The sequence below is a fragment of the Thioalkalivibrio sp. AKL10 genome (genome assembly GCF_000381845.1).
GTDB classification, from domain to species: Bacteria; Pseudomonadota; Gammaproteobacteria; order Ectothiorhodospirales; family Ectothiorhodospiraceae; genus Thioalkalivibrio; species Thioalkalivibrio versutus.
In genome coordinates, this window is sequence record NZ_KB907142.1 from 1,037,500 (window position 1) to 1,056,862 (window position 19,363).

Sequence of the window (19,363 nt, forward strand, 5' to 3'; positions counted from 1 at the left end):
CTCACGAGGGAGGCGTGATCCGCTTTCCAGTAAGTAGGGCGATTGCTGCAAGGTGTAAAACGTACTTGTAGGCATGGGCCGAAGTGTGACGACCATTCGATGTTGGAAGAAGCAGGGTAACGGTCAGCTTCCCATAACTTCCGCCATCCCGATGTAGTACCCGGTTTCTGTCGCTTTTGACGGCAATGTCCAGCCTGTCTCTCCAGCGCTTAATCTGTGTCTCGATGTCAAGTCGGCTGTTCTCCGAGTAGACGTGCGTGCCGAAGATCATGCGGTGGTCATCAGTGAGATGGCGAAGGAGTTCGACGAACGGCTTGGCTTCCTTGGGCTTATAGAAGCGAACTCCGGAATTCTGCGCTTCGACGTGGGTTAGGAAGTGCTCAATAACGGGGCCGATGTCGCCCAGTGGACCGGACTGCGAAAGCAGGCCTCTCATGCGTTCGATCATGCGGTTTGCAAGTCGCGAGTCTGCGTCGCTTTCCAATGGGGCCGGGGTGAGCGGCACCCCGGGTCCGCGGAATCCGAGCTTCCGGACTTTGGTAACGAAGCGGGGCTGGCCTTTCTGCGACTTGATGGAAGCGACTTCCTGGGCTGCATCAATGACGGCCTGACAGCGGGGATCCTCGAATCCCGAGCGCTTGGCAATGAGTGGCAGGGGGTAGCCGTTATCGTGATCCTTCAGGATCCGGATAAGATCGTTCACGTCCATTGGGGCGGGTGCATCGTCGGGAACACTAACGGAACTGTGGGCCCCCGCCGGCTGGGCGACAGGTGGGGTGTGTTTCTTCGTTGGGAGGGCCTTGACGATCCTTGGTCGCAGGTTGGCGGCGGAAGCCGGATCGGGTTGGCGCTGGTCCTTCAGGAAGCGTTTCGTGGATTCGTACGATTGCCCCAGCAGTTGCGCGTAGACGGTGGCCTCCAGTCGGGGAAGCGTCTGGCGGACCTTCTCGTACAGCACCAAATCCATGCCATGCAGATAGGTCGTCAGGGTCATTTCCGGCGAGGCGTGCCCGGCGATGGCGCCGATTGCGTGGAGCCTCTTCATGGAATCCGGCTGCCCTCCGGTGAGCTGTGGTACTAGGGTCGTGTCCACGGGGCGTTCGCCTTCCGGGTCGTGGATTTCGTGATCGCGTTCGGGCACCTCCGCGCGCAGGTGCATACGGGTCAGGGCACTGTGGCGCAGGGAGTACACGACCATGTGGGGGTTGTTCGTCACTTGCCGAAGGATCGGCTGCAACTGCGTCTGCAGTAGATTTCTGTCGATGCGGATATCCCTGTCCGGGCTCTCGCTCATCAGCAGCGTTTTAGGGGCTTTCCCGAACCAGGCTTGCAGTTGCGCCACCCGACTGGAAAAGCTGTGGAATTCATCGTCCGGGCACAGTGCGGCCAGGTCGATCCGACGCAGTGACGGTCGACTCTTGTTCGTGCCGTAGCGGTTCGTCCTGACGGTTATGACGGTGTCGGATGTACTCACCAGGATTTCATTGAGACGAAGCTTCGTGCATTCGGTCGGGCGGAGCCCGGCGCGAAAGCCGAGGAACAAAGCCGTCTCGAGCGTTTCCTTTCGGGTGGGGTGGCCTTTGTACTGTGCCTGGATGGCCTTTCGCGTGGCCTGGTATTCCGCCTCCGTAATAATGAGGGCACGAACGCGGGGGGTTCCTCGACTGGTTCCGCTCAGGGTGGTTTCGAGTGGCGCCACCCCATGCTGGGTACAAAGGTATGCGTGGAACTCCTCCAGTGCAGCGGCCGGGAGGTCCTTGTCCTTCCAGCGGGTCTGGTGCAGCACGTCCGAATACATCTCTCCGAAATCGTCGGTGTCCATGTCCCGAAGATCGTCGATTTCCGCGCTAGCCAGCAGGCTGATCAGGGGCCGTGCGACTGGCGCCAGATAGCTGCCGTAGACGGTGCTGGGTGCCAGCGGCTTTCGGTACCATGAGGATCCATGCGACAGGAGCACGATGGCCCAGTGGGCCAGTAGGTCCGCGACGACATGGTGGCCGAGGGCCTGTGTGCTTATCAGCTCTTCCAGTCGGCGCACGCAGTCGGTCCGTGAGAGTTTCTTTGAATGCTTGGCATCGAAAGCCTTCAACAGGCGCCGGGCGACGCGACTGGTGTCCTTGTCCGGCGTGCCCCTTGGACTGATGGGACAGGGCAGCGAGGCCGCATCGGGGAGTCCCTTGGACGGCTGGGGGCTCAGCTTGGCATTGGGCGAAACTCGCTGATTCAGGAGCGCGACCCAGCGGTCTGGGGGCAGGGAACAGCTGGGTATGCGCCCCAGCGCATATTCTGCGAGATATGCGGGGACGGATGCGCCGGGTTCTCGTTCGAGCGCGGCCCAGGCACCTTGGCACCACCGGCCGGGCGTCATGCCTGACGGGGTCGATATTCCCAGATCGATCATCAGTCCGCGGATCGTGCTGACGACTTCCTTCGCCCGTTTTTTCGCGTTCTCTCCGGGCGGTACGGGAAATTGGTCGGACGTGTGGTGACGCAGAAAGTTCGCCAACAGTGCGGCCGTCAGGTCGTCGATACACCATCGGTGGAGGGCTTCGGACTCGCCCACGAGATTCAGACGTCGCGCGTTCGACTCGGGGATCTTGATGTCGAGCCACAACTGCTCTCCGCACTGCTGGATCGGGCCAGATTGCAGGGCCTGCGGCAAGAAGCCGAGGTGCCGAGCGTCGCAGTAGCCGCCAAAGAGCACTGCGCTGGCCAGCACCAGTTCTCCGCGCCGGGTGGCGAGGGTAGTGGCGCCCTTTTTCTGCCAACGATGTTCGTGTCTGTGGAGATCGTCGAGTGCGGCTGTGAAGCCTTTTCTGGTGCCCACGAATTGGGTGCCACGGCGAAAATTTTCTTGATCGCGCAGCAGGAGGTCCCGAGGCAAGTCCAGATAGAGATTGGGCGCGGTGAGTGTCCACAGGCCTTGGCGGTTCCCGCGATCGATGGCGACCGCGAAAAAATTGTGCTGGTTGCGCCAGTCGACCGCCGATTCGGCCTCTTCCTGGATGCACTGGGCGATGTGTTCGATGGTCCGTTGCCCTTCGGGAGGCGGTGACCCGTGGGCAAGTTCCGGCGATTCGCGACGCACTATGTGCTGTAACCGGCGGAGGGACGCGCTGGCTTCCAGTGCGCGCTGACGCACACGGGCCTCGCGCCCGATGGATTCTTCAGGGGCGAGCGGCGCCGGACGGATCCATACGGGATGAAGTGTCATGCGGGCACTCCTTCCACCGGGATCCAGCCATGTCGCTGCAGCATCGGCTCGATCCAATCGGTGGCAGCGCCGCGCAGATCATTGATGCTCATAGCCGAATAGGGGCCGTAGCCTTCCATACCAATCGGCTCGTGGCCGAGTAGGGCGTCGATCCATTCGCCTGGGCAGCCCATCTCGGTTAGATGCGTGCGGATATGATGGCGACCGATGTTCCCCGGGGCGGGGAGTAGATTGCGGAGACGAGCCGAGAGTGTTCCGGGGCGGACGTGACTGGCGGACATATCCTCCGACAGGAACAGAAGGAAAGGGGTCGAGTTATCATTGCCGTTTGCAGCGGCCCGCAGCTCGGCAGCCGGGTCGGGGCGACGATGGTCCCACCGGGACGCGAGTGCGAGCAGGTGGCGTCGGTAGGCCTGAAGTTGTTCGAGGACGGTCGGAGCCAGGGGGATGAGCCGCTCGTTGCCGTTTGCTCGGGCTTCCTTGTCGACGACGAAGAGCAGGCCATTATGCCAGTCGATGTCGAGCACACTCTCGATCGGATCGCGTATGGCCCGGAGGCCCGTACCGACCAGGACCAGCAACGCGGTGTAGAGGGTATACGCATTGTGATGCCTGGCATGTTCTTCGCTACTAGCTAGGGCGGATGGGATCTCGGGGATCAGCTGGCGCAGTTCCCGGGCGATGCCCTCCCATACCCCGGGCCGCGGCCGGAGCGCACTGCCGAAATAGCATTCGTCCGAGGTGGCGGAAGCAGGGTCCGCTTCGTCGTCGTCGCCGGAGGTGCCGAAGATGTGATCGATCGCATCACGATAGGCAGAGACCAGGCGGGATTTTGGCGTCGTCTGATATACGAGCGGAGTATGCGCATGCGGGTCCCCGTCGCCCGACAGGATCCAGGCGTAGGACCAGTTGCCGCATTGATCCGCGATGACCTGTGGCAGCACGGACGGGATGCGCGCCAGTCGCAGTTGGCTGTGGTGGCGTTCGTTGATCTTTCTGAGGCGTTTTGTTGCTGCCTCCCTCAAGTTTTTTGGGTCCGAGGTGAACATGCTCGACGTCCGCAGGGTCCCGGCGGCTTTTCGGACACTCCGCAGAAGGGTCAGGATCGGTTCCGAGAGAGGGAGCAGAAGTCCCGTTTGGATCGGCTCCAGGAGGTCTGATACCGCGCTGTACAGCGCGGGATTCATTTCGGGCGCGGGGACCCGCACCCAGAGGTTGATCCCGCCGCGCGTCAGGATTGCTCGGCTCTGGCCATCGGGTATTGCGGATTCTTCCTGCACGACGGGAAGCCCATGGAGTTCGTCCAGTGTCCCACCGGTGGCGAGCATTAGAGCCAGCAGGCCTGCCGCTTCGGCATCGATCGCTTGGCACGCGGGTGCCGTGCCTTGCAACCAGGGTCTGAGGTCCGCGAGTAGGGCCCGGACTTCGTCGGGGCGTGGCAGACCGCGATGGATCGGCAATCGCTGGTTGGCCCTAGCCCGGTCCCGCACCATGCCCTGCTGGCGGCGGGTCCGCATCGACAGGCTGTCGCCCGGGTGCTCGCCGCGCATGATGCTGGAGCGCATGGTCACCCTTTTTGCGCGGACCTCGGCGGTGGTCAGGCCGATGCGCTGGTACTCATGTGACTGGTCGCGAGAGAGTGGGCCAATCGAGAGGACTCGGGTGCCTTCGACGGCCGGCTGCCGCCTTTGGTGTTCCCGTAGCCCCGCCTCACCCGCGCCTTCAAGGTCCGGCGGTGTAGTCGCCCGGCGCTGGGAACTCCGCCGGTTCCGCCGGCTGCTGCGTTCCTTGGCGTCGTAGATCATGACGCGTACGGCTCTCGCCTGCGTTACGTATTTGGGTGCGGTTCCCCCCGGCAGTACGGCCTCGAGGTGGGCGAAGGCGTCGGAGAGATGGGTCTGCTCGCAGGGTAGGTGGGCGAGTATTTCCGGGTGTTTGCCGGCTGCGAGCTGTCGCGCCAGCCGGCAGGCCTCCGGTGCGCTGGGGACTGGTGGCTTGCCCGCTCGATGTTCGGTGCAAAGGGCGATCCGCCGTCCGCCATCGTCGTAGATGAGCGTGGCATATGCGAGGAGGATCTGTGATGCGAGCGGCCGGATCTGATGGGCCACGGTCGGATCCGCTACGGCAAGGTGCAGCAGCATGCTGTAGATGGGCGTCTCATTGGTTTCGCCCCGTACATGCTGACTGGCTTCGGCCGCTGTGATGGGCGGCAAGGAGCCGATCTGACCCACATCCCGCAGCATCTGATCACCCGCCACACGGAGCATCGTGGCCATTTGTGTATGCCCCCCTGTGCACCGTGTCAGCCACTCCGCACATGCGAGCCACTCGCGGACCACATATGGGAGCGACCCTTCCGTCGATCGTGGGCGGCGAAGGATACAGTCGAGGCGCTCCCGGAATCGTGGATCCATCCGCGGGTTGACCCCATCCGCGGGTCGTGCGGGCTCCGGCTGCTCACTCATGGCCCAGCGCCCTGCGACGGATCCGATCCAGCGGGGTCTCCGACTGCGCGGGGAGTGGCTGCACGGATTCTTTCCGGACCTGCAGCCTGCTCCGGTGGATGCCCGTCAGACGTGATAGGGCTCGCGCCGATCGCATACGCGGCATCCATCTCTCTGCCACGTCTAAGGGGATCGCGGCACGGAGGGACTCGATCTGTGCCGGCAAGACGTCGGGGTGAGGTGCGGTCAGGAGGGAGGCGAGCACGGCGTGGCCCCAACGGGCCTCCTCGGCGACATCTTCCGCACAGCTGGTGTAGTCGATGACGGGTATGCGTGTCTGCGGTGCGAGCCGTGTTTGCGCCTCTATGAGTATGCGGCCTCCGGCGAGCGCGCAGGTCTCCTCGCCATCTTGAATCACGGGGGTAGGATGCGAGTTAATTAGTGCGCGAATTGCTGCATCGGTGAATGCATCACCGGGAATTGCATACGGCTGATTTTGGTACGAAGTATGTAGCGGAATGATGTTCCCTAATACCGCGTAACTTACTTTTAGATCTTTCCGTATTCCTTTCGGCATTTTTTCGATTTCCCCTGTTTTTACTCCCCTCCCTTCTAACCTGATCATGATTTTAACGGGTCGTCAATGCTTTTCTGTGTAAATTTAAATATCGGCCAAAATTCCGCGATCGATGGTCTTTAAGTAGCTGACATTAAATAATTTTAATAAGTGATATATTAATTTCATACAGGGCCTTGGTGGGCGTCGATGGGTCTTTCTGTAGGGCCTGTGGTCGCTTGTTTTTCCGAATGTGATATTGAGTTTTCACGGCCGGCCCGTCGACGGGTCTTGGGTGTGGGTTGGGAGGCGCGATGAGGGGCGGGCCTAAAAAACTTCGCCGTGGACCTGGGCGGCGCCCAAGCCGATCACGCGGATGTCTCCGAGGGTCTTGTTGTAGTGCTCGTGGTGGTGGCCGTGGACGATCAGGCGAACGCCCATCTGCTGCGCGAGCCGGTCCAGCTCGGCAAAACCGTGGTAGTGGGTGGTGGGGGCCTCGTGCGTGACCAGCACGTCGGCCGTTTGCCCGGCGAGGCGCTCGAGATCTTCCGGCCAGATCGCCGCCGCAGAGCGCAGGGGCATATCGTTGCGCCAGTTTGGCGGCGTTCCGGATTTCCGGACCGTGTTCAGGCCTGCCGCGTAGCTCGCCTTCGAAGGGTGCCGGGGTGGGTCCGGCGGCCGCCAGATGCGGCCGACGAAGTGACCGCCAAGCCCGGCGATGGTCAGCCCCCCGGTGTGGATGACCTGGCCGTCGATGTTGGTGCCGATCCGCGACGTCAGCAGATGGTCGTGGTACTCGACGCTGTCATAGTCGTGGTTGCCGGGGATATACAGCAGGGGAATCGCGAGGTGCTCGATGTAGTGGTCGAGCGGCGCCTGGAGGTCGAAGTCGCCGACCATGCACACGGCATGCGCATCGATGTGGTGCTCTTCGATCTCGGCGATGATGTTGGGGACCCGGCCATGCGGATCCCCGACGAATACGATTTTCATGGCGGTCGGGGCGTGTGTGGGTTGCTCGTCAACGGTTTTCCGGGAGCCCTCATTCCGGATCGCCGTTGTGGTTCAGTCTAGAGTCCGGAACATGAGCCAGGGAAGCGTGCGGGTCAATGATGCGGTGCGGTCGCCTCTCGGGTACACACCCGGGGACTATCCGGGAGGCGTACCGACAATGCTGATGTGATCCGGGTATTGTCCGAGCGCGCAACGGCTGCTCGGGGTGCGTGCAGAGATTTCCAGGCGGGACAGGCAGCCATGTGCGGACGGATGACACGCTATAGCGCGACCAGTGAGCTGGCGATGCGGTACTTCCAGGTTCCGGTCGACGAGGCTTTCGATGCGCCTCGGTACAACGTCGCACCCGGCACCGACCTGGAAGCGTTCCGCGTCAGCGAGGAGGAGCGAGCCGCTTTCCAGCCGATGTTCTGGGGCTTTCGACCGAAACGGGTGGAGGACGGCCCTCGCCCGATCAACGCGCGGGCCGAAAAGGTCGCCACCAGTCCGTACTTCCGGTCCGCATTCGCGCATCGCCGATGCATTGTCCTGGCCGATGGCTGGTACGAGTGGCGCAAGACCAATGACGGCAAGCAGCCGTACTACATCACCCTAGCTGAGGACGCGCCGCAGGACATCCTGATGATGGCGGGCATCTGGGAACCGACCGTGGACGGAGGGGCCTGCTGCGCGATCATCACCGAACCCGCATCCGAGCGTCTGGCGCACATTCATGATCGCAAGCCGCTGGTACTGGATGCCGGTTGTCGCTGGGACTGGCTCGATCCCGAGCGGACGGAGCGGGAGGCGATCCGAGCCGCGACCGTACGTCTGAACCCGGATGCCTTGGTCTATCACCCCGTTTCGACTCGCGTGAATCGCCCAACCGACAACGGCCCCGGTTTGATCGAAGCAATCACCTGAAGGGGCATCAGGCCGTGGGGTAGTGCTACCTTTATGACCAAGCCCGAAATGGGCACGCAGGAAGGATGGCAGCGATGACCGACCCGAGCGAAGTGGAAGCGCGCATCACCCGTATGCGCGAGAAGGCGGCGGTGATCTTTGAGGATCCCGAAAAAGCAGATCGCTGGATGCGGACGCGGAATCGTGTGCTCGAAGCGGCGCCAATCGATCTGCTGAAAACTGACGAAGGGGCCGATAGGGTCGAGACCGTCCTGCACCGCATCGAGCGCGGCGTATTCTCGTAGAAGGACGAACGCAAACAGAGAGGGGGAAAGGAGCCATGACGGAAGCAGCATCCCCATCGGTCTCGGTCGAAGAACGTCGCGCATTGGCGCGGATGGTGACGCAGGCCTTCGAGAACTGGGGCCTCGAAACCCACGAATCGCTCGCCATGCTGGGTCTCGGGCGGGAAGACGCGAAACGGCTCGTTTCGTATCGCGAAGGGGCGCCGCTGGCCGATGATTCCGAGGTGCTGGACCGCGCTGGCCATATCCTGGGAATCCATAAGCACCTACGCCTGCTGTTCCCGCACGATCGGGAGAACGCCTATCGCTGGATGAAGGCGAACAACCGTGCGTTCGATGGCCGAACACCGGCAGAAGTCGTCAGCGCGGAGGGCTTGCTGGGCCTGTTGCGCATCAGGGGCTATCTGGGTAGCCCCGTCGCCTGACGGTTTCGCCGAAATGACGCTGCAAAGGCGTGTTGGGTCCGCGGGACCCTGGGCGCGTTCGACGTATTTTCAATCGGTCGAATGGTAGGGAAGGCGGGACCCTGGCCCGTCAACGCCCGTGTCGTCTGGATTGGCTGCGCCCGGCGCGTAAAGACTGAATCCGCGCGGAGCGGGGCCGATGAACGACTGGATTACCTGAGGCGAGTGAACGCGGAGGAATCGCGGCCTAGTGGGCGGGAAGTGTTCCCTCCATGTGGCGACAATCGGCCGCGCCCAAACCAAAGTCGCGGGCCCGTCGCGGCCATTGCGAGACCGCCCGGGTCACCTCTTGGAGGATGGTTTGGGCTTCCTGCGACGAGAGACCAAAGTAGTCGTGGACGCCCATGACCAGATCCAGCGAGCCGGTGCGATCACCGCGGTCATCGAGCGCCAACGCATGCACGGCTGCGCCTTCCTGGATCGGCATCGGGTTGATATCGAATGCGGGCGAGAGGCGCCACCCGGAGGCGGGATCCCACAAGAACCCGTGGTTGCGGAGATGGTCGTCCGTGTTTCGGACAAGGACACCGAACACCATGCGGCGCCATAGTTGCCGCAGGTCCTCCCGGGGGCTACCGCCATGCTGCAGGATGGCTCCCGCGATCTCCAGGTAGCTGGCGTCATCCCCGTCGCGCTTGCGGCAAAGCGTCATCGCGCTTGCGTACGGAACGCGTCCATTGCCGTCCTCCGTTCGGTCGAAGCGGCGAGCAAGGAAGACGCTGCGGCCATCGACCGCGATGGACTGGAAACGGGGCGTCACGATGCCCGCGTCGTGAGCCAGCCGCAGGGTCAATGCTTCCCATCGCGGTACCGGCCGCGGATCCTGATCGCGCTCGAACTTGGCGATCCATTCCGAGCCGAACTCATCGGCCACCACGGCCTTGGGACGCGCCCCGCCTAACGAGGCGCCGGGACCCAGCAGGATCTGTACATCCCTCGCGGTTTCCGTGCCGGACTCCAGGCGCTGAGCCGCTGCCTGGATTTCATGCATCCGGGTTACTGAAGGTGTTTTTTCATCAGATGGCGAAAGGAATGGCGTTCCTGCCTGATCGTCCCGGAGGTCTCGAAAGCGCAGCGCGCCCATGCGATACCGGTCGGTGAGGCCGAGGATGTAATCGATGTCGAACAGTGGGCGAGGGGGCCGATGTTCCTGGGCGGCTGCGTACCACTCTGCGCGCGCAATCAGATGCCGCCCCCATCGGTTGTGGGCCGCATCGGCAAAGGCTGGAAAGAGCGAATGACCATCACTTGGGTATTGAGGCCCTTCACGCATCGGTAGCGATGGATCAATGGCAAACGCAAGCGGTGAGTGCAGCCAAACGGCGCGGTATTCAAAGCTCGTCCGAATTGTTCCGCGTTGGAATGAAGACCGCAGTGTGCCAGCGCGGGTGTCTGTACCCATGCGATTGACCCAGACTTCGATTCCGCGCGCATGTTCCGTCATGACTCAATCTCGCCTGCGCGGCCTGCGGACCCGTTTAGGGAGATGATCTTCGCTGAGCCGGAGTCCGGTGGGATCTTTCTCGGGCGCACCAAGGTTTTCGATCTGATCGGTCATTCCCAGCACAAACAGAGCGGTTGCCACGGCGCCCCAGCTCACCGTCGGGTCACCAGCCTCAATCTTCGAATACGTCTGCCGGCTGACACCAATACGCTCTGCCATCATCGCTTCGGTCCATTGGCGCCGCTTGCGGCCAATTTCGATGTTTTCACCCACCCTCTTCATGGCGTTCGCCAGGGGTGGCAGGGGACGAAATCTCATGTGACCAGCCCAGTTGCGTCTATTTTGGTAGTCACTATAGTGCGTTTATGTCGTATTTACTGGACATTCGTGGTTTTCCGAGGTGAGTTCTGACGAGCGCGCTGATCAACCTCTTGCCTTTGGGTTGTCATCTGTCCGAAGGGAATAGCCCCGGCATCAGTCGCGACGCCAGTCTGACCGGCAATGCGAGTCGCAAAGGGACTCGGGAGCCGGGAGGGGGACTCCACCACCCCTCGTGCCGGCAGGGCCGGCGTGAAGCGATGTGCCTGGCGCTCGCTGAGACCCGGCAATCCAGCCACATCCCCGCGCGGTAGGGCGCCCCGGTTCAGCATCGCCTCCAGCACCCGGCCTGAACCCGGTGGTACCCCATCGTTTCGAACCTCTTCCTCGGCCCCGCACAGCACCTTGATCAGGGAGTTGGTCGAGGCCTCTCAAAGGCTTTTCGGCCGGGCTCCAACCCCTCTTTTCCCTGAACCAGCAATCCTTCCTGAAGTGCCCGGTCCAGCGGTGCCTGAAGCCGGTCCCGCGCGTTGTCCGTCAGGCGGATGAACCCCATCCGGTGGAGGGCGTCGTTCATGGCCGTATCGCGGTCGAGTGTGCCGGCTTCGGCCACCGTGCGAACCAGCGATAGCTTCAGTTCGGTATCGGGGACGTGGTCGAGCTGGCGCAGCGCATCCGGCAGATTGATCCAGTCCCGCAGGCAGGGCACCGCGAACTGTTCGTCACGGCCAGAGAATTCACCCTTCAGGCGGATCAAGCCCTGCGCACCCAGGGCCGCGCGACGCTCATGGATGCGCGCCTGGATTCGGGAGCCGGCCCGGGAAAACCCTGCGGCCTCAAGCAACCGCCGGGTGAGGATGACGAGGTGAACCGGCCCTTCGGTGTCGACGATCGTCAACAGTGCCCGATCGAGTGCCTCCTCCGGGATGTCGTCGAACCGCTCGTGTCCCGATAGAGCGAGCTCATTCGTCTCGGTTTCCCGGTAGGGCTGCGTATCCCACGTGGTCAGCCAGTCGCAATCATGGTCGCGACAATACGAACGCCAGGCGTCACAGGTTTCATTTGGCCCCGGGTGCTGGAGGAAATGCTGGTGTGCCCGGACCAGGGCCTCCAGGGAGCCAGGATCTGTCTCGCTCATCGTTCTCCCTCCAGGACCAGCTCCACGCCCATGGTCTCGGCTGTGAGGTCGATCATCGCTTCCTGCAGCAGGGTCTTGGGCCCATCGCGCAGGCAGGCGTCATCCAGGGCCAGCAGGACCTCGCCGCGCCACTCCGAATCGGCCGTCTGCCCGAGGCTCCGGGCGAGGATCGTCACGATCCCCATGGCCGGTTCGATGTCTTCGGGCGGCAGGGGTCCCAGCCAGATGCTCCAGTGCTCGGCGGCGGTTTGCATGTCCTCGAACAAGGCCGCCTCAGCCGCTGGGGCCGAGCTATTTTCGGTAGAGCGTTGTGGCAACGTTGCCGCCCCGCGGCCGAGGGCCAGGAACGCAAAGGCGAGGGCCGCAAGCTGATCCCGGCCGGACCAGGTCGAAGGGTCGACCCCGTGCTCGGCCAGAGCCTGCTCGCCCAGTGCCCCGACCGTGTCCAATTGAAACTGAGGGCGTGCCGCTTCCTCCTCTGCAAGCTGACGTCGGGCCTGGGCCGCGGTGGCGAGTCGTCCGATCCCGCCGATAAGCCCCGCGAAGAGTCGCAGTACCCCACCGAAGAGCCAGTAAACGCTGGCGAAGAGTGCGAAGATCCCCTGGATGGCGGCTGCGTTGTGCCCCCGCAGTTGAACTCCCGCGATCTTGGCTGACGAGCGCCCGGGCCGGATCCAGTTGAACGAGCCGATCGGGGTTTTGGTGGAGACGGTGACACCCGACTTCGACAGGTTGAACTTGGCCGCATCCGATCCATAGCGTCCGCGCAGGATGAAGCGACCGTTCTGGAAGGCAACCTGAGTGTTTTTCGCGAGGCGGGTGGACACCCGTACGCCGTGGTTGGTGTTGCCGGTCAGGTTGATGCCGGCGGCCCGCGTCTGCGCGCGCAGCGACAGCCCGCCGGTACGACTGGCCCGCAGATAGCGCCCGGTGTGCTCCATGCGCTTCTGCCGGCCGTCACGGTCCTTTTCGCCAACCTTCAGCAATGCCATGGACCGAGCGTACCACCCGCGCTTGGCATGAACCGCCCAACGTTGCACCCTCTGATCGCGCGTTACTTCCGGGCGCCTTTCGCCCTTTCGTTGGTGTCGGGTTCATCCAGGAGGTCGAATCCGGCGGCGGCCTCGTTGTCCATGCGGCGCTGCATGTTCTCCCGACGCATCTGCAGTTCCTGCTCGTTGGGCTGTTCGTCTCGTTCCGTTTCTTCTTGGGCCAAAGGTTCCCCCAGATCCTGACGCTTGTTGATGGCGCTTTGTGCTGGCGCAACGTAACCGTCGCTGCGGGCCCGAATTGGTCGTCTGTTTGTAGCGAGCTACCAAGGCGATTCCCGCGCGCGTCAGAAATCGTCGTCTGTTGGGTTGATGATTGCATTGCATCCCGATAGGAGACCGACGTGGGCGGAGTAGCTCGGATCGACCGGAGGCACAACGACGATATGGCGGAGATGGAATTGCTCATTCGACTGTGGTGTCTGCGCATCCTGGATGACCTGAAGACCCATGCAAATGTGTCGTGGTCTGACCTCCCTCCATCTGTGCGGACCGCGTGTGGGCTGGAAGGCGAAGGGCCTTCGGATGCATTGGGCACAGAGGAAGAGTCGACAATCGAGAGCCGCATTCGGGAGCTTCTGGACCACGGCGTATCCGACGATTTTCCCGAACCCATGCGGACCAACCTGGCGAGGCTAAGCAGACGAGTCGGCCTTGAGGCGGTTGAAGAACGGGTGTTGGGCGCGATTGCGCTGATCCATCTCAGTAGTGATCTGTACGAAGCGCTCGACGTGTATCTCGATCGGCGTTCGGGCCGCAGCTTTTACATTCTGGGGCGTTTGCTCGACGTTCCGACCCGGGATGTCCGGGAGGCATTGGATGAGCGGGGCCGCATCTGGGAAACCGGGTTGGTGTCCTCTATTGGCCCCGGGCTCGGACGGGCAAACGAGTTGCAGGTCGAGCTCCGTGGTCGGATGGCCGAAGAGCTGTCGAAAGAGGTATCGGAGGTCGAGGACCTGCTGCGTTGGTTCTACACGCCCGCACCGGCGCCGGAAATCGCGGTGAGCGACATCCCCCACCTGGAAAAGGAAATGCACCGGTTGGTCCGGATCATCCGGGAGAGCCAGCAGCAGGGCGGCAAGGCGGTCAACATCCTTCTCTATGGAGGGCCTGGAACAGGCAAGACCGAGTTTGTGCGGCTCCTGGCTCAAGAGCTCGGCGCGTCATTGGTGGAAGTGGCGCATTGCGAACCGAATGGCGAACCGATTGCTCCCCTGCAGCGGCTTCGCCGCTGGTCCCTGGCTCAGAACCTCTACGGAAAGCAAGGCAACGTGTTGCTGCTGTTCGATGACATGGACGATGTTTTCTCAGCGTCCGCCGACCAGGGGCTCCCGGCCTGGTCGCGTGGGGGTGTCAGAGTCGGCAAGGCATGGATCAACTCGCGATTGGAAGCCGGTGTGGTACCGAGTATTTGGGTCGCCAATTCGACCAACCAGATGGATGCCGCATATCTGCGCCGCTTCACCTACGTCCGGGAGTTTCGATCCCCGGGCCCCACGACGCGGCGCGAAATGGTGCGGCGTTGTTTCGAAGGGGTCCCGGTATCGGCGGGATTCGAAGACTCCCTTGCACACCATCGCGCCGTCACTCCAGCGATCATGCGTCAGGTGGCGACTCTGGGCGGCATGGTGGACTCGGGTTCGGATGTGGCGATGACGGAGTCATTCCTCCGAGAGCAGATCGACCAACACCTCGGTGTGCAGGGATTTTCGGCCTTGCCGAAGGCGTCAGAGGAAACGCTCCCGTGGAAGCGCGAGGCCCTCGAGTCCAGCACTGACTTGGAGGAGTTGTTCGCGGGTCTTCAGCGCAGTGGCCGCGGGCGTCTCCTGCTTTATGGCCCACCGGGAACCGGAAAGACCGAGCTCGTCCGCGCATTGGCGCAGGAACTTGATGCCCCGTTGATCCTGAAGCGCGCATCCGACCTGCTGGCCCAGTTTCTCGGACAGACCGAGGCCAACATCGCCGAGATGTTCGAGCAGGCGAGGGAATCCAGCGCTGTCTTGTTCCTCGACGAGGCCGACAGCTTTCTCACCGATCGGGACGGTGCTCGACATCGTTGGGAAGTCACCCAGACCAACGAACTCCTGACGCGCATGGAGGAGTTCCAGGGCATTTTCGTATGCGCAACGAACGCGTTCGATCGACTCGATGCGGCCGTGATGCGGCGGTTCGACGCCAAAATCGAACTGCAATATCCGAATGCCGACCGGCGCTGGAGTCTGTTTTTGAACCTCTTGGCAGGGCTTACCCTTGGCATGCCAGACTCCGCCGAGGCGCGTTGCTTGCGACAAAGGCTGGGGCGACTGGAGAACCTGGCCCCCGGCGATTTTGCGGTGCTGTTCCGGCGTGCCTGCAACCTCGGGCATCGTTTTGAGCCGGAAACGCTCGTAAATGCTCTGGAGCGCGAGAACGCCTCGAAAGGACGACTCGAGGGACGGAAATCTGGGTTCCTCTGACTTTTCTTGCCCTGGCTTAGGGATCATCTAGCGCCTCGTGACACGAAGTGTCCGCGTTACCGGCGTAGACCCCGCCTGCATGGCATTGAGCTGAGGTCCACCCATACTACAGCGGCGGCTGGTTCAACCCATCTGGATTCAGGCGTTGCGGTATTCTGTGAATCCACGATGGGTATACGTGCGATTGGTGGATGAGGCGTTCATGTTGGGGAGTTTGGTGCTTTCATATGCTTCTTTTTGCACGGTACTCAGAGAGGATGCCACCTATCTCATCTGCAAATGATTTAATGTATTCATTTCTTACTCCTCTAGAGCCGCTCGGGTGCGGAAGAGATATCACGTTGCATTTCTCGAAGTTTTGAAAGGATATAACGAATCGCGTTCCCATCCCATCTTTCTGAATGCGAGTTGGTATTTCATGCGTTCCCATGACGGACTTAAATCGTTTCAGGATGTCTGATCGCTGAAGAGCTTCGATCATTTCAGATCCGAATAGGAAGAGTACCGAAGGTTCGAAGGCTTCGATATGAGACAGGAAGTTCCCCCAGTTTTTTTCGTCTCTGAGCTTCTTTTTAATTTCACCACCCATGTTGGGGGCCTGTGACCGGCACCAGTTGGTTTGGATGATGGTCTTTTCGAAATCGCCTTCATTTTCTCTGTTAAGAGGATGCCCCCACAGCTCGAACCAGGTCATGATTTTGTTGTCGTACTTCCAGCGTAGGGCGCTATCACCGTACATCGGTGCCTTGTTGGCGAAAGTCACTTTGATGTCGCCATTTAAGGCCACAGGTTCTGTTTGAAGTTTATCAGCTTCCTGGTCTTCTTTATCGTAGCCCCATTCATATCCGCAAAACATAATTCCATGCTTGTCGTTGAATCCCGGGAATATGCTGTTGGCAATGTTCGCGTCTTCGCGTTTCATGTGAATCTCTTTCTTGTGTGGTTGGCGGATTGATTTTGTGTTTGTTCAAGATAAAAAAGTAAATGGAAGTGGCGGCCATGGAGACGGTCTGTGGGCCCTCGGGTTCGGCGTAGGGATAGACGGGTTCCCGCACGATATCGATGAGCCGCCTGGATAGGTCGAGCGCCCTATCGTGGTCTGGTTCGGGCAACAAGATCGTGAACTCTTCCCTCCGGTACGTGCCATCCAATCAGACTCGCGCAGCATCCTTTCATACGCCTGCGTGATCGGTCAAAGAGCTTCATCGCCCGCTGCATGGCCGTGCTGATCGTTCAGCCGTTTGAAGTAATCGAAATCGATTTCCAGCAGGGAGAGAGGGTGCTGGTGGCGATGCGCGCGCTCCATCCGCTACAGGATGAGGAGCAGGGGCCGTTCCCTGTACACGGCTTTATGGGCGCCGCGGGAGGTTGGAGAGGAAGCAGGGTCCACGGAGGTGATGCTCCTTGGGTAGTACGTCCATGAGGCGACAAAAGATAAGTAAAAAACTAATATAGCGTCATCCCCGTTCCGCCGGTTTCCGCCGAGATCCTAAAATGCGACGGCCAGGCGACAGAAAACGACGCGTGAGCGCGCGACACTTAAGGCGAGTCAAGTTGGAGGAGGGTGAGAGTGTAGCTGCAACCGCGGTTCCAAAGTATACCCTGCCGATCCTAGACTGCCTGCAGATCGATCCGTTAGTTCGTTATATTTGTTCGACAAGTAAGAAAGGAGCACGTTTCAATGTTTTCAGATTTTGTGTGTCAGGCGATTGGTTATTACGTGTACCGTCTCGTGGATCCGAGAAATGGCGAAACATTCTATGTCGGACGTGGGCAGGGGAATCGCGTTTTTCAGCACGCCAAAGGGGAGATTTCCGCGGGGGATGATGAAAGCGGGGAAATGGACCCAAAGCGAAGCAAGATCGAGGCTATTCGAAATGCGGGCCTTGATGTGATTCATATTATCCATCGGCATGATATACCTTCGCTTGAAGTGGTTAGTGAGGTTGAGGCGGCTTTGATTGACGCGTACCCAGGTCTGACGAATGCTCAAGGTGGAGCGGGGAGCGGAGATCGTGGCCCCATGAGTGCGAAAGAAGTGGTCGATAAATATGAGTTGCCAGAACTCGCGGTTCTCCGAGAAGATCAGCTAGTATTGATCAACATAAATGCAATTGAGAATCGCGCATCGGTCGAGCATATATATGATCAAGTGCGTTATGCGTGGCGTATTGACGCCCGCCGTGCTGCGAAAGCGAAGCATGTGCTTGCGGTGATTCGTGGTGTTGTGGTTGGCGCTTTCACGGTCGAGGAATGGCTTGAGGCGAAGCAGGAGAATTTCCCGGGGCTAATGAAGCCGAGGGAGGATATTCAGGGGCGATACGGGTTTGTGGGGAAACCCGCGGAGGCAGAAGACTGGGAGCGTTTTGTGGGGCAACGGGGTAGGCGCATCGTGCAGAGCGAGTTAAAGCACGTTCAAAATCCGATCCGGTATTGGAACGTGTGACGTAAGACGGCAAAAGGGATGTGATTGGCCGGCCTAGGGTCAGCCGGCAACGAGGCCGATGGTTCGGTTTCACGCGGATGAGCACTTCGCCCGGTTCCGGGCGCGAAGCCGATGGCAGCGGGCGGCCTTCGAGCCGGTAGGCCTCCAACACGACCATCAGCGCATCGGCCATCTCGGTCTTGGTTTCATCACGTTCAGCGCCGTCGGTGAGCGCCTCCGGTATGTCGCGGCAGGTGGCAAGGTACCGTCCAGCGGCGTCGCGCTCGATGCGTACAGGGTAATGCTGTGCGTTCATGGCAATGTTCCTGGTCTTGCGTCAACAGTCGATAAGGCTGTCTTTCCGGTGACCCACGAGGCTGGTGTTGAGGGCGGTCGCGGACCCGGGGGTGAATTCCGTTCCACCCGATACGACTCCATACAAAACCTGGGCGACAGAAAACGACGCACTGGGGTGAGATGCTGGGAACGCATTCAGTCGGAGCACGAGGCCAATGAAGACGAAGCGCCTAGCCGGGGTATTGCCCCGCTTGTGCTGGCCTTGCTTGCAGGCTGCACCGCTCCGCTCGGGTAATAGTCACCACGTGGGCCAGCCCCTGATCCGCGACGCGGATGGTCGGATCACGGTATACGTCGACGAGAAGCGGGTCGGGCCGACGTACATTCGTGCCCCGGACGGGCGGATCCTGGGGACGGTAGAAGAGGGACCGGGCTCGGCACCTACGTATATTCGCGGAACGGATGGTCGAATGCTGCGCCAGATCGACTGATTAGGGTGGGCAGTGGGCAGATGCCTGGATCCACGAACTGTGCCTGATCTCGCATTGGGGGTAGCGCTCCTGCGCAAGCGGCCGCCTGTGAACCAAGCAGTGGGTTCTCACATGGCTTCCGGGTGGTTGGAATGGATTCAAGGGGGATGAAGTGGAAGATTTCGAGAGCCGCGTTGTAGAGCATGGCGATGGCGGTTGGACACTATGGGTCCAGCAACCGGGAAGCGGCCCACTCGCTGTTCTTGAGAGCCATCCCGGTACCTCGGCAAACGGGCGAGGTTTAGCGCGATGTGGACCCGCCGCCTTGAGTCTCCGCCTGGAGGACGACCGTGACGGTCTTGGTGGGTCCATTGCCGAGGTCCATGTTGGCGGGCATGAGCCACGCGCCAAGCGCATTCGGTTCCCGCGCGCCCATTCCTCGGAGGTCGCCGGATTTTTCCAGCGCGCGCTCTCTCCGGGGATGATGGGTATCGATGCGGCCGATGTGTTCTCGGTGCTGCCGGCGTCTCGTGGGGTGGGTGTACTGGCCGAGTATCCGGCCCCCAGAGCACAACGCGATATGGCGGACGTCGAAAGGTATCTCGCCACACAGATGAGCCGGTGTGGTCCGGTGTCCTCGGCTCTGGTGGTGCTTCCGGTCGATGCCACCATGACGCCGGCAACGGTGGATAGGGTTGCGCAATCCGTAACCCGAAACCTTTCTGAAGGATCCGACCTGGTTCTGGCCGCACCGCTGTATGTCGCGGATAGAGACCCGTTGAGGGTTTGCCTCTATTGGGCTTAACTGTTGGGTCGCGTTTTATGTTTCCACACTAGCCGGGCAGCGCGTTCCCCGATCTCCGGGCTATACCGTCTCATCTCACTTA

17 protein-coding genes and 1 pseudogene are annotated in these 19,363 nt (G+C 61.2%); 7 read left to right on the top strand and 11 right to left on the bottom strand.

Annotated elements, in window-relative coordinates:
- Window position 1 precedes the first annotated feature (1 nt).
- The 3 genes from G333_RS0104960 to G333_RS0104975 all read right to left on the bottom strand — a co-directional run bounded on the left by G333_RS0104960 (window position 2) and on the right by G333_RS0104975 (window position 7,207).
- Window positions 2-3,214 (bottom strand): site-specific integrase, encoded by a 3,213-nt coding sequence (locus G333_RS0104960; protein WP_019627830.1) that lies wholly within the window; start codon window positions 3,212-3,214, stop codon window positions 2-4.
- Window positions 3,211-5,490: a site-specific integrase gene (locus tag G333_RS0104965; RefSeq protein WP_019627831.1), complete on the bottom strand. Its 2,280-nt coding sequence runs from the start codon at window positions 5,488-5,490 to the stop codon at window positions 3,211-3,213. The genes G333_RS0104960 and G333_RS0104965 overlap by 4 nt, the downstream gene beginning before the upstream one ends.
- Window positions 5,491-6,541: 1,051 nt before the next feature.
- The gene (locus G333_RS0104975) at window positions 6,542-7,207 is read right to left on the bottom strand and encodes a metallophosphoesterase (RefSeq protein WP_019627833.1); all 666 of its coding nucleotides are present in this window, start codon (window positions 7,205-7,207) and stop codon (window positions 6,542-6,544) included.
- A gap of 273 nt (window positions 7,208-7,480) precedes the next feature.
- Between G333_RS0104975 and G333_RS0104980 the strand changes: the two genes are divergently transcribed.
- The 3 genes from G333_RS0104980 (at window position 7,481) to G333_RS0104990 (ending at window position 8,840) form a co-directional block, all read left to right on the top strand.
- Complete coding sequence (locus G333_RS0104980; protein ID WP_026340886.1) at window positions 7,481-8,131, top strand: SOS response-associated peptidase; 651 nt, start codon at window positions 7,481-7,483, stop codon at window positions 8,129-8,131.
- A gap of 74 nt (window positions 8,132-8,205) precedes the next feature.
- On the top strand, window positions 8,206-8,415 hold the full coding sequence (locus tag G333_RS0104985) for an MbcA/ParS/Xre antitoxin family protein (RefSeq protein ID WP_019627835.1): 210 nt from the start codon (window positions 8,206-8,208) through the stop codon (window positions 8,413-8,415).
- Window positions 8,416-8,507: 92 nt separating this feature from the next.
- Window positions 8,508-8,840: an MbcA/ParS/Xre antitoxin family protein gene (locus G333_RS0104990; RefSeq protein ID WP_026340887.1), complete on the top strand. Its 333-nt coding sequence runs from the start codon at window positions 8,508-8,510 to the stop codon at window positions 8,838-8,840.
- A gap of 226 nt (window positions 8,841-9,066) precedes the next feature.
- Here G333_RS0104990 and G333_RS0104995 read toward each other — a convergent pair whose 3' ends face one another.
- The 5 genes from G333_RS0104995 to G333_RS15155 all read right to left on the bottom strand — a co-directional run bounded on the left by G333_RS0104995 (window position 9,067) and on the right by G333_RS15155 (window position 12,995).
- Complete coding sequence (locus G333_RS0104995) at window positions 9,067-10,323, bottom strand: type II toxin-antitoxin system HipA family toxin (RefSeq protein ID WP_231373015.1); 1,257 nt, start codon at window positions 10,321-10,323, stop codon at window positions 9,067-9,069.
- A gap of 3 nt (window positions 10,324-10,326) precedes the next feature.
- Entirely contained in the window at window positions 10,327-10,605 is a 279-nt protein-coding gene (locus tag G333_RS0105000; protein WP_019627838.1) for a helix-turn-helix transcriptional regulator, read from the bottom strand.
- Window positions 10,606-11,050: 445 nt separating this feature from the next.
- Window positions 11,051-11,779, bottom strand: coding sequence for a DUF3320 domain-containing protein (locus G333_RS0105005; protein WP_019627839.1), 729 nt, complete (start codon window positions 11,777-11,779; stop codon window positions 11,051-11,053).
- On the bottom strand, window positions 11,776-12,771 hold the full coding sequence (locus tag G333_RS0105010) for a hypothetical protein (protein ID WP_019627840.1): 996 nt from the start codon (window positions 12,769-12,771) through the stop codon (window positions 11,776-11,778). Before G333_RS0105010 ends, G333_RS0105005 begins: the two co-directional genes overlap by 4 nt.
- A gap of 62 nt (window positions 12,772-12,833) precedes the next feature.
- Window positions 12,834-12,995, bottom strand: coding sequence for a hypothetical protein (locus G333_RS15155; protein ID WP_019627841.1), 162 nt, complete (start codon window positions 12,993-12,995; stop codon window positions 12,834-12,836).
- 228 nt (window positions 12,996-13,223) lie between these two features.
- On the opposite strand from G333_RS15155, the gene G333_RS0105020 reads away from it, so the two are divergent.
- On the top strand, window positions 13,224-15,284 hold the full coding sequence (locus G333_RS0105020) for an ATP-binding protein (RefSeq protein WP_231373016.1): 2,061 nt from the start codon (window positions 13,224-13,226) through the stop codon (window positions 15,282-15,284).
- Between the two features lie 223 nt (window positions 15,285-15,507).
- Here the strand turns inward: G333_RS0105020 and G333_RS0105025 are convergent, their stop codons facing one another.
- The gene (locus tag G333_RS0105025) at window positions 15,508-16,206 is read right to left on the bottom strand and encodes a hypothetical protein (RefSeq protein ID WP_019627843.1); all 699 of its coding nucleotides are present in this window, start codon (window positions 16,204-16,206) and stop codon (window positions 15,508-15,510) included.
- Between the two features lie 270 nt (window positions 16,207-16,476).
- Window positions 16,477-16,590, bottom strand: a complete 114-nt coding sequence (locus G333_RS15365) for a diguanylate cyclase (protein WP_019627844.1) — start codon at window positions 16,588-16,590, stop codon at window positions 16,477-16,479.
- Window positions 16,591-16,965: 375 nt separating this feature from the next.
- Between G333_RS15365 and G333_RS0105035 the strand changes: the two genes are divergently transcribed.
- Complete coding sequence (locus G333_RS0105035) at window positions 16,966-17,730, top strand: hypothetical protein (RefSeq protein ID WP_019627845.1); 765 nt, start codon at window positions 16,966-16,968, stop codon at window positions 17,728-17,730.
- A 67-nt stretch (window positions 17,731-17,797) separates the two neighbouring features.
- Here the strand turns inward: G333_RS0105035 and G333_RS15240 are convergent.
- Window positions 17,798-18,025: pseudogene (locus G333_RS15240) on the bottom strand (type II toxin-antitoxin system HicB family antitoxin); the annotation flags it as partial.
- 196 nt (window positions 18,026-18,221) lie between these two features.
- Here G333_RS15240 and G333_RS15245 point away from each other — a divergent pair.
- The gene (locus G333_RS15245) at window positions 18,222-18,497 is read left to right on the top strand and encodes a hypothetical protein (RefSeq protein WP_038037945.1); all 276 of its coding nucleotides are present in this window, start codon (window positions 18,222-18,224) and stop codon (window positions 18,495-18,497) included.
- A 304-nt stretch (window positions 18,498-18,801) separates the two neighbouring features.
- A complete protein-coding gene (locus G333_RS0105045; RefSeq protein WP_231373017.1) occupies window positions 18,802-19,281 on the top strand; it encodes a hypothetical protein in 480 nt (159 codons plus the stop codon).
- The last annotated feature ends 82 nt before the right edge of the window (window positions 19,282-19,363 follow it).